This is a genomic window from Poseidonocella sp. HB161398 (assembly GCF_005870025.1).
Lineage (GTDB): Bacteria > Pseudomonadota > Alphaproteobacteria > Rhodobacterales > Rhodobacteraceae > Mangrovicoccus.
The window spans coordinates 1-15,984 of sequence record NZ_VATA01000032.1 but is presented as its reverse complement, the minus strand read 5'-3'; the positions used below and the strand labels follow the sequence as shown (position 1 = coordinate 15,984).

The following is a 15,984-nucleotide window of genomic DNA, read 5'->3' as shown; positions in this document are numbered from 1 at the left end:
GGGATGCGGACCGCGGAAAAGCGCGCCGCGCCGGTCTCCGGCACGGAGGCCGGGCAGGGCGCGGTGGCCGCGCCGCAGGCGGCCCCGCCGCGCCCCGGCCTGCCGGTCAGCCTTTCCGGCACGCTGGGCGAGCAGACCGCGCCCGATCCCCTGGCGATGCGCGACGCGGCCGCGGCCGGGCGGGCGGCGCGCGACGCCCTGTCCGGCGAAACCGAAGAGGCCGAGGCGCCCGCCGCGCCCGAAGGCGGGGCGGCCGGGGCGGCCGATGGCGGCGGCGCGGGCGGCGGAGACGGCGCCGGCGCGGCCGCGGAAGAGGGCGCAGAGGAGGCCACCGAGGGCGGGGAGGCCGCCGCGGAGGAAGGCGCGCAGCAGGCCGGCGGCGGCTCCGAAGGCGGGCAGGAGGGCGGCGGGCGCGGCGGCGGGGGCGCCCAGCAGGCCTTCCGCCCGGTGGCGCCGCCGCCGCTTCCGCCGGTGCCGGCGCCCGACCTGAACGCCATCGTCACGCCGGTCGTGCCGGGACCGCCCGCCAGCGCGCTGCGCAAGCGCGACAAGGTTCTGCAATCGACCGGGCTGACCCCCGAGGCGCATCACGCCAATATCCAGCAGGGTCTCAACCGCGTGGCCGACCGGGCCCGCGAGGCGCAGCGGCTGGTGGTCCACGAGACCGGCGGGCTGTCCTTCCACACCCGCGGCCAGATCGAGGCGATGGCCGACCGCGTGCCGGGGCTCGTGGGCAGCGCGCTCGCCCGGGTCGAGGCCGCGCGGGTCTCGGTCCTGGCGGCGCTGAGGGCGGAGATCACCGAGCAGCAGGTCAAGATCATCCAGCACCGCGACGTGGCGGTGGGCACGATGGAGGAGGTCGCGGTCGAGACCGACGTGACCATCCAGGACCGGCTGTTCCGCGACGCGCCGCAGGTGCTCGATGACGCCCGCACGGCGATGGACGCGGCGATGGAAGTGCATGCCGCGACCGCGGCAGAGCGCATCGCCGCGCTGCCCTCGGCGATCCAGCCTCAGATGATCGAGACCGGGCTGGAAAGCGCGGCGCCCGAGGAGAGCGAGGGCGAGGGCGAGGGCGAGGGCGGCGGAGAGGGCGAGGGCGAGGGCACCGATTTCAGGACCTTCGAGGCGGCCGGTGCGGCGCTGTCCTCGGAGCTGATGCAGGACTATCCGGACAACCGCCTGTCCCAGTTCGGGAACATGCAGTGCAATGCCGCGCTCGGTCCGCTGACCGAACAGCACCGCACGGCCTATGTCGAGGCCAACCAGGAGACGCGGGACAACCTGACCAGCCGGGAGAACCTGGCGCGGCTCTATGACATGACCTTCGGGCTGGCCGCGCCGACGATGGCCGCCGAGGAGGAGGACGAAGAGGAATTCCTGCCCCATCTCGAGACCAATGTGCGTTTCGAAGCCTGGCAGATGGACGAGGCCAAGCTGGCGATCGTCAACCAGCTCGAGGGCAAGTACCGCCATCTCGAACGCGAGAGGCTGAACCCCGCCAGCGAGAAGGGCATCGTCCACGGCATCAACAAGGGGCTGCGCGAGGCCGGGGAGCAGATCGAGAAGGGGCTCCGCGACCAGGCCCGGCAGGTGGAGGCGGCGCTGGACTCCGGCCTGGCCGGGCTGGTGGCGCAGTATCCCGGCCTGGTGGAGCGGCTGCGCCCGCTGGTGGCCGAGGGCAAGTTTTTGGACTCGGTCGACCTGCTGGAGCGCTTCGCCCAGGCCGAGGAGAGCCTCGCCAAGCTGCGCGACGGCCAGATCGCCTCGGTCGCGCAGCAGGCCGCCGAGGCGCTGGCCGGGGCGCAGGAGGGGTTCCGCCAGCAGGCCGCCCAGATCGCCAAATCCGCCAGCCAGGGCGTCCAGACCCTGCGCGACGCCGAGATGCTGGTCCGCTACGACGTCATCCGCACCGGCATCGCCTATACCGGCGTCTGGGACGAGGGCATGGACGACTGCCTGCCCGCGGTCCGCGAGCATGCCGCCGAGGTCTCGGAACGGCTGCTCGGTCCGAATACCGACAAGGACCAGCGCTTCAGCAATATCGAGATGGCGGTCGTCAACTATCTCAACACCGTCATCGGCGGCGAGTGGAACGGCTATCTCTCGCGGGTCAACGGCATGTCCGAGCAGCTCGGCGGCGCGGCGTCCGAGGCGGAGGGATCCTACCTGACCGACGGGGCGGGGAAGGTCTTCCACCAGATCCGCACCGGCGCGGCAGGCGATGCGCTGACCCGCGGCAACCGGGTCTACCGCGCCCTGCCGGAGCAGTATGGCGGCGGGGAGATCGCGCTCGGCATGGCGCTGTCGCCGGCGGTGATGCTCTACGAGCTCTACCGGACCGATCCCGACGAGGACGAGGTGGTCATGGCGCTGAGCACGCCCTGGCCCGGTCCGCTCGCGGCCGAGGAGGCCTGGGCCGAGAGGAACAGCCGCGGCGGGACGCCGCTGCAGGACCTGATCCGCGACAGGATGGACGAGGACGAGCGCGACGACGTCCTCGCGCTGTTCTCGACCAGCGCCTCGGAGCGTTCGGAGGGCAAGCAGAACCTGATCAACGAGGCGGGCTGGTTCGACGGGCTGGACGACGACGCGGTCGAGGCGCTCAGCGCCAGCCTGACCGCCGACGAGGTCTCGGCCGAGGTGATGTCGCCCGAAGAGCGCGAGGAGCTGGGCCAGAGCCTGCGCGACCGGCTGGACGGGCCGAAGGCGGATATCGCCACCGCCTATGTCAACGGCCAGCCCGAGCGCGCCCTGGCGCTGCGGATGGAGCAGCATTTCAGCGCGCTGCGCTCGAAGAGCCAGCAGGAGCAGCTCGCCGCGGGCGAGGGCATGGAGACGCTGATCCGCCAGGAATTCCAGCGCGCCGGCATGACCCATGTGCCGCCCGCCCTGATGCAGGCGATGCAGGATGCGGCGGTGATGGAATTCGCCCAGATCGCCGAGCGCCCGCCCGGCACGCGCGAGACGATCCGCCGGGACGGGCCGGCCCCGCGCGAGGAGGGCCGGCCCTCGCTTTCGCCGGGGCAGCTGCCGCAGCCGGAACCGGCCCCGCCCTCGGACAGGGAGGCGGCCGCCCCGGCGGCCGGAGCGACGGCGCCGGAGCCTGCCGCGGATGCCGCGGCCCCCGCGGCGGCGGAACCGGAGCCCGCCCCCGCCGAACCGCCCGCCCCGCCGGAGACCGACGAGGCCCGCCAGGCGCGCGAGGCGGAGATCCGCCGCGAAGAGACCCGCGACGCGGAAGAGCGCGCCGAGCGGGCGGCCGATCTCGATGCCGCGCGCAGCAGCGTCGTCGACTATCTCAACCGCCCGCGCGAATTCCGCACCCGCCGCCATGACGCCTATCTGGAGGACCAGGTCGAGGCGCGGCCCGAGGTCGCCTACCGCTCGGGCGAGGAGCCGCAGGCGCGCAGCTACGACCCCGAGACGGGCGTCTACCGCGTGTCGCCCGCGCAGTCGGTGGCCGATTACAACCGCGCCATCATCATGCATGGCGCGACCTCGAACGAGGCGCGCGCACTCCGGGCGGCGGCGACCTACAACCGCGTCTCCCGCTCGGGCTACTCGCTGTCGGTCAACGAGACGAACCAGCTCAACGAAGATTTCTCCGACACCAAGTACGCCCAGATGCGCGTGCGCTGGCTGCGCGCCAGCCCGCGCCAGCGCGCCCAGATGGCCGATGACTGGGCCGACGCGCAGCGCGAGCACGAGGAGTTCCTGCGCCTGACCGCGGGCCATATGGGCATCGAGACCGAGGGGATGGAACCGGCGGCGATCCAGGCCCGCCTCGGCCAGCGGCTCGGGCGGCAATTCGCCCGCGAGGGGCAGGAGTTCTACGAGGCCGGCCGGCAGATCGTCGGCGACGGCCGCATCTCCATCGATACCGGCATGGCGCTGGCCGCCGATGGCGGCGGCACCAACGAGGCGCTGGTGCAGAACGTGCTGGGCGGCCGCAGCCGCTGGGAGCTGGACCAGCAGCGCCGGGACGCCAACGGCAATCCGATGGGCGAGACCCATGGCCAGTACGCCCGCCGCGTCGCCGCCAGCGAGCTGTCCGGCGACGACTGGATGGATGCCGAGCTGTCGCTCGAGGGCGATCCCGAGGACGCGATGGACCACGAGGCGCTGGCGCAGATGCGCTACCGCCAGCAGCGCGAGGAGGGCACCGGCTTCATCGCCGAGCACACGATGGAGGGCACGCCCGAGGCCGCCATGCTCGACGGCGACCGGGCGGCGCTCGACGCGCGGATGGAGGAGGCGGCGCGGGCCGGGCTGGCGGAGGCGCAGGAGAAGGGGCTGGTGCCCGACGGCCGCACCCTGCCGCAGCCGCTGCGCCTGCCCAATGGCGACTGGCACCCCGATGTCCGCCGCTTCGGCATGCGCGGCGACGGCACCCTGCGCGGCGAGGGACCGCCGATGTCGACCCTGGCGGACCGGGTGAAGACCACGGCCGGGCTCTACCAGACCGAGATCAACCGCCAGGAAAGCATCCTGACCGGCGCCATCACCGCGCTGGCGGTGATCGTTTCGGTGGCGCTGCTCTTCATCCCGGGGGTCAACCTGGTCGCGGCGGGGATCCTGACCGCGCTGATCTCGGGGGCGGCGACGATCACCGTCAAGGCGGGCATGCGCGGCGGCCGCTACGGCTGGGAGGAGATGGCCGTCGACATCGCCTCCACCGCGGTCGAGGCGGCGACGGCCGGGATCGGCGGCGCGCTCGGCAAGGGGGCGAGTGCGGCGCGCGCGGTGCAGGCCGGGCAGAAGGCCGAGCAGCTGGGACGGGTCGCCCGGATCGGCGCGGCGATGCACAACCGCTTCGGCAAGGCCGCCGCGCCGATCATCCAGGAGGCGATCACCTCGGGCGCGAGCAGTGCGGCCAATGCGGCGATGAACGACAAGCTCTGGGATGACGGGCTGGCGGCGGGCTTCGGCAATGTCGGGCTGCAGGGGCTGAAGGGGGCGGGCTCGGCGGCGCTGAATGCCGGCATCTCGGCGCGGCTGACCAGCGGCCTCACGGGACGGCTGAACCCGGATATCCGCGACCCCGCGAAGCTCGGCCGGCTGAACCGGCTGGGCCGGTCGCTGGGGCCGGGCGGGCGCGAGCTGATGACCGACCTGGTCGCGGGGCTGGGCGGCACGATGAGCTCGGAAGGCTTCGGCATCCTCTTCGAGCTGGCCGAGGGCAAGTTCAAGGGCGGCTGGAAGGAGGCGGCAGAGCGCTTCGGCAAGGCGGGGCTGAAGGAGATCGCCTCGACCACCTCCAAGGCCGCGGCCAAGAACGTGTTCCGCCAGCGCTACCAGGCGGAGGCGCGCCGGATCGCCGGATCGGGCCGCGACCCCACGCCGGGCGAGGTGCAGATGCTGCGCTGGCTGGGACAGAATGCGGGCCTGGTGGAGACCCATGTCTCCAGCGAGAGCCTGGCCCGCGACATGGCCGCCGTGCGCAGCCGCATCCCCGACATGCCCGGCACGCTGCGCGGGCAGCTCGAGGGGATGGACCCTGCCTCGGCGCGGCAGCTCATCGACATGATGGATAGCGGCCAGCTGGGCACGCGCGACCAGCGCCGCGCCTTCGTGCAGGATCTGGCGCAGAAGATGCCGGGGCTCGATCCCGATGCCTTCGACCGGGTGCTGCTCGACGCCAACGCCGCCCACGCCCCGGCGCGGCGCGCCCGCAAGACGGAGATCCGCGCGGCGCGGCGCGAGCTGCTGGCCGGTCTCGACGCCCCGGTCGCCGCGGCGCTGAAGGACATGCCGGCCGACGAGCTTGCCGGCCTGTCGGGGACCGCCCGGAGGCAGATCGCCGGGGCGGTGGCCGCGGGCGAGGGGGGCGATGCGCTGCGCGACCGGCTGCGCGGCCTGCTGCCCGGCGACCGGATGCGCGCCGACCGGGTCTTCGCGCAGATGAGCGGCGCGGCCGAGCTGGTCCGCAAGATGGATATCGAGACCGCCCGGATCCGCGACGGCCTGGCCCTGGTCGCGCCCGAGGGGCTGCGCGCCGCGATCCGCGCCCTGCCGCCCGCCGCCCTGCGCGATCTCGACGCCGCGATGGCCGATGGCGGTCCCGCGGCGGTCGGCCATGCCGCGCGGCTCCTGGCCGGGGCGGGCGCCGAGGGCACGCCGGAGGCGCTCCGCCCGCTCGCCGCGCGCCTGGCCGCGCGCCGCGACACCGATGCCGCCCGCTTCGCCCATCTCGACAACGTGCCCGAGGGGCATCGCCGGGCGATGAGCCAGCTGCCCCAGGACGTGCTTATGGAGATCCGGGTGGCGCAGCAGGCGCGCCGCCCGCTCTCGCCCGCGCGGATCGAGGAGATCCTGGCCGGGATCCGCGCCACGCGTCCGGGCGCCGACCTTGCCGGGCTGCGCGCGGCGATCGACGCGACCCAGCGGACGCCGCATGGCCGCCCCGGCTTCCGCGAGGCGCTGGCGCAGAAGCGGGCGATGCTGTCGATGATCCCCTGGGGGCTCAAGCGCGAGGTGCTGAAGACCCCCGTCCTGACCCTGCCGGAAAGCGCCTTCCTGGCTTATGTCCGCGGCAGCGGGAACGAGAATGCGGTGACGCTGGTGGTCAATGGCGAGCCGGTGATCCTGATGCGCCAGGGCGGCGACCTGCGGGCCCTGGCCGAGGAGGGCATCCACGCGCTGCAGGTGAAGGACCCGGAGTTCCGCGACCGGGCCGCGGCGCTCGAGGAGGCGCAGCTGGCGCGCTGGGACGACCTGCCGCTCGACCGCAAGATCGAGACCTACCGCCACAAGATGGATATCGAGATCGATGCCCAGCGGCGGATCATCGCCCGGCTGGACCGGCAGGCGGCGCTGTCGCGCTGGCCGAAGGCGCGGGAGCGGGCGCGGATCCAGCTTGCCGCGGCCGAGCAGGCGCTGGCCTCGCTCCAGACCCGCCGCGGCCGTGCCGATGCCGTACCCGAGGCCGATCTGCGCCGCATGCTGGCCGGAGAGATCGCGCCGCCTGCCTGGCTGGCCCAGCCCGCGCGGCTCTTCAACAAGGACTTCCAGCCGCCGGAGCTGCACAAGGCGACCGAGGGCGTCAGCCGCGCCCTGCGCGATCTCGGCAATGCCACGCCGGAAGGACAGCGCGGCGCGCTCTCGCGGCTGGTCGAGTTCATGCACGGGGCGCTGCCGCAGGCCGATCTGGAAGCCGCGCTGAAGGACACGCTGAAGGCGCGGGCCGATCCGGAAAATGCCGGTCTGCCGGTCGAGACGCTGCTGATGGTGCGGCTCCTCGAAGGGGCGGGGGCCGGGGCGGATCTGCAGGATTTCGACAAGCTGCGGCAGCGCCTGCTCGACACCGTCCTGCCGAAATCCGCCACCGATGCCGACCGCGCAGTGGTCCGGCGCATCCTCGACAACACGCTGGAGATCCGGCCCGCCGAGGGCGACCTGGCCTATGCCAAGCTGGCGCTGCTGACCCAGCTCTCGACCATGGCGCGGGGCTTTCCCGGCAAGAGCGACCTCTTGCAGCGCATGGCCGAGCTCTCCGATCCGGCGAGCCCGGTCTATGACAAGGTCCGCGGCGATCCCGCCTTCCCGCAGCTGCTGGCGCAGATGCTGCGCAGCCAGACCGGGCGCGAGACCAACCTGCGTGCCAAGGGCGCGCCGGCGCTGTCGCTCGGCACCACCACGCAGGCGCTCGGCGACAGCCTGTCCCGGCTGGCCGCGCTCGATCTCGACGTGGGCCTCCTGGCCCGGGCGGCGGAAGTGGCCAACGGCATCCGCGAGCATGGCCAGAACCCCGCCGGGCTCGACGACCTGCATGCGATCCTGGCGCATAATGCCGAACATCCCGGCCGCCAGCTGGATGTCGGCGCCATGCTCGGCATCGTCCAGGGCTATCCGCCCAACCGGCGCAACGACATGCTGGGGCGGCTCGCCGACCTGGTGCGCGGCTACGACACGATGCAGGTCGGCGAGGGAGACGCGCTGCGCCGCGTCACGGCGCGGCAGGTCAACGACTACATGCAGGCCGCGCTGAAGGACCCGAGATTCCGCGACAGCCTGATGACGCTGGCCCTGCGAAGCGGCGGCGACAGCGGGCTGAAGCCCGCGGAGGTCGTCGCCCTGCTCGACCAGGCCACGATCGGCCAGCGCCCGCAGGAGGATTTCGAGACGCGGATGGCCAAGGCCTTCACCGACGGCGATCCGGGCGATCTGGCCGCGAAGGCGCTGTTCGCGAGCCTGCAGGAAGGCGCGTCCAGCCCGGCGAAGCAGTTCGCCGGCGGGCTGGTGCTGAAATCCGAGGCCGATGCCCGCGCCATCATCCAGCGGATGGACGTGCTGACCCATGCCGCGATCTTCTCGGTCCTCGGCGCCGAGCGGATGCCGTCCTCCTTCTCGCTCTTCGTCGGCGATTTCCTCAAGTCGATCCGCAGCGACTATGACGCCGCCTCGAGCCCGAATGCCCGCGGCAAGGTCATCGAGGAGGGGCTGCGCCAGTTCGTGCGCGGCGCGATCGCCGACACTGTCGAGTCGATGATGCGCTCGGAGGCGCCGCTCGGCCGGATCATGGGAGAGATGTCGCCGCTCGGCCGCCAGGCGCTGATGGGGCTGGTGCTGCGCGGCGAGATCCGCGACCAGACCAATCCCGCGGGCCTGCCGCGCCTTGCCGATCTGCCCGTCGAGGTGCGCGCCGAGGTCGAGCGCGCCAAGCTGCTGCTGCTGCAGATCGAGCTGGGCGTGGCCGAGGCCTTCGGCGACAGCATCGCCCCCGAAACCGTGATGGCGGCGATCAACCGCGGCATCCTCAACCTCGCCACCACCGAGAAGGGCTCGCTGATGGAGGCGCAGGTCGAGAACATCCTGTCTCTGGGCGGGCGGCTGGGGCCCGCCGACACGCCGGATGCCGCCGCCGTCCGCAAGGTCTTCGACACGTTCGAGCGCCGCGGCGTCTCCGATCCGGTCGAGCCGGAGGCCGACGGCACCGTGCTGCGCACCGGCGACACCTATGCCGACGGCAAGAAGCTCGGCCGGGCGGAATTCGTCAGCGACGACCAGGAGCCGCGCCGCGGCGACCCGCGCTTCGTGCCGCGCTCAGCCGACCATGTGGCGCGGATCGGGGAGGGGGCGGAGGACCTGCCGCCGCAGCTCCGGCGCGGGCGCGAATACGCGCTCGATTCCAAGAACGGCGAGGGCGCCTTCACCGACGACCAGTTCCGCCGCTATGTCGTCGAGATGTTCAAGTCGATGGCGGCGGGCGACGTGGCCGGGGGCTCGATCTTCGGGCCGGGCAAGCTGAAGGGGCTGATCTACATCTCCAACAGCGACGCCAACATGGTCGAGGCCCGGGAGAAGGCACAGAAGATCCTGCGCCAGATGTTCCGCGAGATCCATGACGACCATGGCGGCGACCTGGTGGTGACGACCGGCGAGATCCGCGTGAACCTGACCAAGGAATACGGCATCACCCTCGCCGACCTCGCCGCGCGTCTCGACGGCTTCGACATCCAGTTCGGCCGCATCGGCCAGACCGGCGCGGGCCCGGGCGGCGCCGCCAGGGTGCAGGCCGGAGCGTTCTCGCTGATCCGCGAGGAGGGGGAGGACTCGATGCAGGCGCTGCTCGACCGGCTGATCCGCGACGAGGAGACCGGTCCGGGAAGCTGACCCGCGGCCCGGACGGGCCGCCCCGTCTTCCGGCCCTGCGCGCAAGCCCCATGGGGTAGCGTGGGCGCGCAACGGCGCCGCGATGCCATTGCCGCCGCCGCCCGGGACCAGCAGACCCGGGAAAAGCCGTTTCAAGACCGTGAACTGGGGTGTCATCCAGCGCTGACGCTCCATGGCCTTTGACCGTCCGGAACGCCCCGCCGCCGCGGGGACCGGGGCCGTCCGGCTGTCGGCAGGCGAATGGCGGAGGAGGATCCGGGCGCGCCGGGCTATCAGGGCCGTTCCGGCCCGACGCGCCGCCCGCCTGCGCCAGACCCGCGCGATTGGTCCGGGCCCGATGGCAGCCGGGTGGCCGCACGCCTGCTTGCGCTGTCCGGCCGGAACCGTACCGTTCCCATTCACGTCGCCAGGGCGAGACGCGCGCCTGGCGCTTGTCACCGCGGCAGTCGATCGAGCCCTGGATGCCGCCACTGCCTGTCGCGGCTCCAGACGGCCCGTGCACCAGGCCGCGAGGGACGAGGCGCAAGCGCCATCGGTCCGGGCGCAGCGCGAGATGGGCATCGAGGTCGAGGGGGCCGGAGGAAAGGCGACCCCCGCCCGACAGGCGATTGCGCAAAAGCGCCTCTTGCATGCCTGGATCGCGGAGGGCCCTCTGTCGGTCCGTTCACTCGGCACCTGGCGGCAAAGCGGGCCGCGGCTGTGCAGAAGAGCCGCAGGGCCACGGGAGACCTGCCGCGCCACCATGCGCACAGGCCCTAGGCAGGCACGGCAAAGGCGGCAGATCCGGGGATCCGCCGCCTTTCCGGTTTTCCGGCATCGGGGGCCTATTTCCACATGGCCAGCGCGCCGCCGCCGAGCAGGGCCTGGACCAGAAGCGTCACGGCCCAGAAGGCGGGGAATTCCCAGCCGCCATTGGGATTGGTGAACCAGAAGCCGTTCGGGCCATGGGCCAGGATGGCGGCGCCGAGCAGCACGGGGATCAGCGCCAGGGCGACCAGGCTGGTCTGGATGCCGAGGATCAGCGCGATGCCGCCGACGGTTTCCACGGCGATCGTCACATAGGCGAACCAGCCCGGGACGCCGAGCGAGGCGAAGTACCCGGCGGCACCGGCAGGGGTGAAGATGAAGAATTTCAGGTAGGCATGGGCCAGGACCAGCCCGCCCAGCGTGATCCGGAGGATCAGGGCGGCGATGGCGATGGCGGCGGGGCTGGCGAAGCCGAGCGAGGCGGTGAATGCGGACATTGTCTTTCTCCTGATGCAGGGCGCTGCGGCCCTCATGTCTGTCATGAGGAGGATTTAGACCCGCGCCTCCATCCATGATATGACGATGAACGGGAAAGACTTTCCCATATATGTTCTTAAATTCCGGGCTGCGACAGGTCTCCCCGGCTTGCGCGGAATGGCGATCCGGGCTAGGGCTCGCCGCTCCGCAGCCCCCGGGACCGCCATGCAGACACCGCCCCTCGCCATCGATTTCGGCACGTCGAACACCGCCGCGGCGCTTGCCTGGGAGGGCGGCGTCTACCACATCCCGATCGAGCGCGGCGCGCCGACCCTGCCCACGGCGGTCTTCTTCCCCGCAGATGGCGGGACGATGCGCCTGGGCGCCGCGGCGGCCGACGCGCTGGTCGCAGGCGAGGAGGGCCGCTACATGGCGGCGATGAAACGCGTGCTCGGCCTGCCGCTCCTGTCGGAGATGCGCTGGATCGGCGACCGCCGCCGCTCGCTTGAACAGATCGTCACCGCGTTCCTGTCCGAATTGCGCGGCCGCGCCGAAGCCGCGACGGGGATGCGATTCCAGCGGGCGCTTTCCGGCCGGCCGGTGCATTTCCATTCGCGCGCGCCGGAGCTCGATGCCCGGGCCGAGGCGGATCTGCGGGCTTGCTACCTCGCGGCCGGGTTCGAGGAGGTCTCCTTCCTGGCGGAGCCGGAAGCGGCCGCGCGGGCCTGCCGGGGCAAGGGCGGCACGGCCGGGGCGGGACTTGTCGTCGATATCGGCGGCGGCACCTCGGATTTCACCGTGTTCCGCGAAGACGGGGCCGACCTCGGCATCCTCGCCAGCCATGGCATCCGGCTGGGCGGCACGGATTTCGACCAGGCGCTGTCGCTGGCCCATGCGATGCCGCTTCTGGGACTGGGCAGTTCGCTGCGCCGGGAGATGGGCGAAGGGCATGTCCCGGTGCCGGCCGCGCCCTTCGTCGATCTGGCGACCCGCGACCGGATCCCCTTTCTCTACACGCCCGAGACGCGGCGGATGGCGGCCGGCCTGGCGCGTTTGGCCGTGGAACCGGAGCGGCTCGATCGTCTGGTCGAGCTCATCGAGCTCGAACGCGGCCACGAGCTCGCCTTTGCCGTGGAGCGCGGCAAGATCGCCGCGAATGGCGCGGGCGGCAGCGGCAGCATCGAGATGGGCTTCCTCGAAACCGGTCTCTCCGCGCCGGTCTCGGCTGCCAGCTTCGAGGCGGCACTCGCAGACCACCGGCGGGAGCTGCGCGAGGCAGCGGCCGAAGCGCTGGCCCTTGCGGGGGTCGCGCCCGGCGAGGTCGGCCGGGTCATCCTGGTGGGCGGCTCAAGCCTGATGGGACTGGTCGAGGCTGCGCTGCGCGAGCTCTGTCCACGGGCCGCCGTCTTTCGCGGCGACGCCTTCACGGCCGTGGTCGACGGACTGGCCCTGGCTGCGCGCGACCGCTAGCTGCCGCAGCCGTCCGGACCGTCCCGGACAGTTTCGGGACGAGCCGGGCGGCGAGATCACGCTGCGCGCGTCGTCTGGCCTGCCGCGTCGGCCTCGTCCGCCTGGCGGAACTTTGCGACTTCCTTGGCCAGCAGATCCGCTTCGCGGGTGAGGTCCATTGTCGAGGCCGAGGTCTCTTCGAATATCGCGGCATTCTGCTGGGTCATCGAGTCGAGCTGGTTGGTCGCGGTGTTGATTTCCTTGACGCTCAGCGACTGCTCGTCCGCGGTGGTGGCCAGCGCGGAGATGTTCTCGGCAATGTCGTCGATCAGCTTGACGATACCGTCCAGCGAATTGCCGGTCTGGGCGACGCGGTCGACCCCGTCGCGCACATTCCCGTCGCTCTGCCCGATCAGCGTGCCGATCTCGCGCGCGGCATCCGAGGCGCGCTGTGCCAGCGCGCGCACTTCGGAGGCGACCACCGCAAAGCCGCGGCCGGATTCGCCCGCACGGGCGGCTTCCACCCCGGCATTGAGCGCCAGGAGGTTCGTCTGGAAGGCGATGTCGTCGATCACGTGGATGATCCGGCCGATCTTCTCGGAGGATTCCGAGATCGCCTCCATCGCTGCGATCGTGCTGCGGACGATCTCCTGCGAGGTCTGCGCCTCGGTGCGGACCTGTTGCGCCGCCTTCTCGGTGGTCCGCGAATTGCTGGCCGAGGAGGCCGCGCTGGCGGTCAGCTGCGCCACGGCGGCGGCCGTCTCTTCCAGCGTTGCAGCGGTCTTCTCGGTGCGTTTCGCCAGATCCGTGGTCACGCTCGAGACCTCAGTGGAAGAAGCCAGGATGTTCTGCGAACTCTCGCGGATCACCGAGACCAGCCGGGACAGCGCATCGGTCGTGCGGTTGAAGTTCAGCCGCAGCTCTTCGTAGCTTTCGGGAAACTCGGTCTCGATCGCGGCGGTCAAGTCGCCGTCGGCGAGCCGGCTGAGGCTTTCTGCAAGGATGGTCACGACCCGCTGCTGCTCCTTCTGGCGGGCCTCCTGCTCGGCCAGCTCGCGGGCTTCGCGCGCCTGGCGCTCCTCCTGCTCGGCACGTTCGCGCTCCAGCACCTCGCGCTCGCGCTCGGCCTTGCGCGCCATCTCGGCGCGCTCGGTCTCGAGCGCCTGGCGTTCCTGCTCGCGGCGCTGCTCTTCGCGGGCTTCCGCGGCCTGCTTCGCCTCTTCCTCCAGCCGGCGGTTGCTGAGGATATTGTCGCGGAACACGGTGAGCGCTTCGGCCAGGTCGCCTATTTCGCCGGAACGGCGGCGCATCCCGTCCATGGCAGAAGTGTCGCCTTCCGCCAGCGTGCGGGTCCGCCGGATCAGGGATTGCAGCGGCCGGACGATGGAGCGCTGGGTCGCCACGATGGCGCCGATCACGCCCAGAACGGCCAGCCCGCCCAGCAGCATCAGCGCGCGGTTGGCCTGGACCGAGCGGGACGAGAGCGCGCGGGCGTCGCGGTCCAGCGAGTCCAGAGCCTCCATCGCGAGCTGCGAGGACCCGTCACCGAGCTGTTCGACCGCCGCCAGGGAGGCGGCGGCATGGCGGTTGGCCTCGCCATGGGCGGCAAGCTCGGTGCGGCGCAGCTCGAGCAGGTCGGTCTCGCCATCGGCGAGGGAGAGCAGCCGCTCGGAGGCCTCGGGCGCATCCGCTGCAAGCGCCAGCCCGGCCGTGTCGAGCTGCGAGCGCAGTTCCGAACCGAGCAGCGACAGCGCCGCCTCGTCGGTCGTGCGCGAGATCTGGAAGGCGAGGCTCAGCAGGTTGGTGAAGTCGATATTCTGTCCGGCCCGGCTCTCGCCGAGGGTGACGAAGACGCCCGACAGGCTTTCCAGTCCTTCGGCAAAGCGCTTCGCCGCGGCGATCTCGTCCTCGCGCGCCATGGCGAGGCTGAGCATGCCGAACTTGAGGTCCGACAGCCGCGTGGCAAGGCGGATCGCCTGGCGCGGCGGGCGGGTGCGGGCGATGTCGAAGAAGGCGTTGAGCGCATCCGTGCCCTCGGCCGTCGCGACCTCCAGCTCCTCGAGGGAGGAGGCCATCAGGAGCTGCGCGAAACCCTGGGGCAGCGCATTGCTGCGCGACATGACCTTGGAGGTCGAGACCAGGTTGGGCAGGTCGCGCTGCGACAGCTTCTCCATTTCGCGGGTGAAATCTCTGAAAAGCACATTGGCGAGGACCAGCACCACCGCCAGGATGACGGCAAGGAAGCCGATGGCGCCGATGATGCGGAATGTGAGGCCGGTGAAGGCGCCGCGGATGTTCAGCTTCATGATGCGCTCTCCCCTGTCGTCAGTTGCCGGCCAGATAGCCGGCGAGATTGTCCGGCGTCACCAGCTCGAAGGGCACGTAGATGACCGGCGCCACGCCGTCGCCGCCCCCGGCAAGCGCCAGCGCCGCGTCCACTGCGGCCTCTGCCTGGCCGCGGGCATTCTGCAGCACCGTGGCGTCGATGCCGTTTTCCGACATCGATTCGAGCGCCACTGCCGTTGCGTCGATCCCGGTGACGAGGATGCCCTTCTCCGCCAGTCCCGCCGCTTCCAGCGCATCGAGCGCGCCGAGCGCCATGTCGTCATTGTTGGCCACGAAGGCATCGGGCACGCGGTCCGCGGCGATCCAGTCTCCGGCAAGGCTGCGGGCCGCGTCGCGCGACCAGTTGGCGAAGCCCTCGTCCAGCACCTCGATCCCCTGGCAGCGCGGCGTATCCAGCAGCGCGTAGTAGTCGAGCGTCCGGACGCGCGCTGCCGAGCTGACCAGGTCGCCGATCAGGAAGGAGACGCGCCCCTTGCCGTTCAGCCGGTCGCAGACATGGCCGAATTCCAGCGTGCCCGATTCCGTCTCGTCGGAGCCGACATAGCTCTGCCCCTCGGGCAGGACCTGGATGTTGATCGGCTCGACATTGACATAGACCAGCGGGATCCGCGCCTTCTGGGCCATCCGCGATACGCGCAGCCCGTCATCCGTGCTCAGCAGGTTGACGATGATCACGTCCGCCCCCTGCTCGACGAACTCGGCGATCTTCGCCATCTGCCCGTCGCGGTCGCCCAGGGCGTCATGCAGCACCGCGTCGCCGATCCCCCTGGCTTCCAGCGTGGCGGCGATATTGTCAGACAGCGAGCGGGAATAGGTCCAGTCGCCATTCGCGATCGTCACCGCGACCGTCTGGGCCGTCACGGCACCGGGTGCCAGGAGGGCGAATAGCAGCAATAGCGGTTTGAACATGGGGGACTCCCGGCACTGAACACGCCACCCGGGATTCCGGGCGGTCCGGGACAGGCCTAGGCTCAGGACCCATTGATTTGGTTGGGCGCTCGTGATTCACCGCTCGAAAACGAGCGGTGACCATGTCTGATCTTTTCTGGTTGAGCGATGCGCAGATGGCGCGTCTTGAGCCTTACTTTCCGAAGTCGCACGGCAAACCCCGGGTCGATGATCGGCGGGTTCTGAGTGGCATTATCTTCATCAATCGCAACGGTTTGCGGTGGCGCGACGCCCCAAGGGAGTATGGCCCGCACAAGACACTCTACAACCGCTGGAAACGATGGAGTGATAAAGGCGTCTTCGCCCGGCTCATGGCGGGGCTGGCCGCTGAGCACGGCGAGGAGACGACTGTGATGATCGACGCCACCCATCTGAAGGCCCATCGCACGGCGTCCAGCCTGG

6 protein-coding genes are annotated in these 15,984 nt (G+C 71.4%); 3 read left to right on the top strand and 3 right to left on the bottom strand.

Annotation, left to right across the window (positions count from 1 at the left end; translation table 11 throughout):
• Window positions 1-3: 3 nt before the first annotated feature.
• Window positions 4-9,615, top strand: coding sequence for a hypothetical protein (locus tag FGX59_RS21895; protein ID WP_138469262.1), 9,612 nt, complete (start codon window positions 4-6; stop codon window positions 9,613-9,615).
• A gap of 824 nt (window positions 9,616-10,439) precedes the next feature.
• On the opposite strand, the gene FGX59_RS21890 is transcribed toward FGX59_RS21895, so the two are convergent.
• Window positions 10,440-10,859, bottom strand: coding sequence for a DoxX family protein (locus tag FGX59_RS21890; protein ID WP_138469261.1), 420 nt, complete (start codon window positions 10,857-10,859; stop codon window positions 10,440-10,442).
• 205 nt (window positions 10,860-11,064) lie between these two features.
• On the opposite strand from FGX59_RS21890, the gene FGX59_RS21885 reads away from it, so the two are divergent.
• The gene (locus FGX59_RS21885; protein WP_138469260.1) at window positions 11,065-12,309 is read left to right on the top strand and encodes an Hsp70 family protein; all 1,245 of its coding nucleotides are present in this window, start codon (window positions 11,065-11,067) and stop codon (window positions 12,307-12,309) included.
• A 56-nt stretch (window positions 12,310-12,365) separates the two neighbouring features.
• Here the strand turns inward: FGX59_RS21885 and FGX59_RS21880 are convergent, their stop codons facing one another.
• Together FGX59_RS21880 and FGX59_RS21875 are read right to left on the bottom strand one after the other, a co-directional pair.
• Window positions 12,366-14,594 carry a methyl-accepting chemotaxis protein gene (locus FGX59_RS21880; RefSeq protein ID WP_138469259.1) on the bottom strand — a complete coding sequence of 743 codons (2,229 nt, stop codon included), beginning with the start codon at window positions 14,592-14,594 and terminating at the stop codon, window positions 12,366-12,368.
• A gap of 19 nt (window positions 14,595-14,613) precedes the next feature.
• Window positions 14,614-15,543 carry a substrate-binding domain-containing protein gene (locus FGX59_RS21875; protein ID WP_138469258.1) on the bottom strand — a complete coding sequence of 310 codons (930 nt, stop codon included), beginning with the start codon at window positions 15,541-15,543 and terminating at the stop codon, window positions 14,614-14,616.
• Window positions 15,544-15,665: 122 nt separating this feature from the next.
• Here FGX59_RS21875 and FGX59_RS21870 point away from each other — a divergent pair.
• A partial coding sequence (locus FGX59_RS21870) for a transposase (protein ID WP_138469257.1) occupies window positions 15,666-15,984 on the top strand: 319 nt, incomplete at its 3' end.

Coding starts and splice junctions, on each gene's coding strand:
- FGX59_RS21895 (WP_138469262.1), top strand. CDS start 4: ATGCGGACCGCGGAAAAGCGCGCCGCGCCGGTCTCCGGCACGGAGGCC.
- FGX59_RS21890 (WP_138469261.1), bottom strand. CDS start 10,859: ATGTCCGCATTCACCGCCTCGCTCGGCTTCGCCAGCCCCGCCGCCATC.
- FGX59_RS21885 (WP_138469260.1), top strand. CDS start 11,065: ATGCAGACACCGCCCCTCGCCATCGATTTCGGCACGTCGAACACCGCC.
- FGX59_RS21880 (WP_138469259.1), bottom strand. CDS start 14,594: ATGAAGCTGAACATCCGCGGCGCCTTCACCGGCCTCACATTCCGCATC.
- FGX59_RS21875 (WP_138469258.1), bottom strand. CDS start 15,543: ATGTTCAAACCGCTATTGCTGCTATTCGCCCTCCTGGCACCCGGTGCC.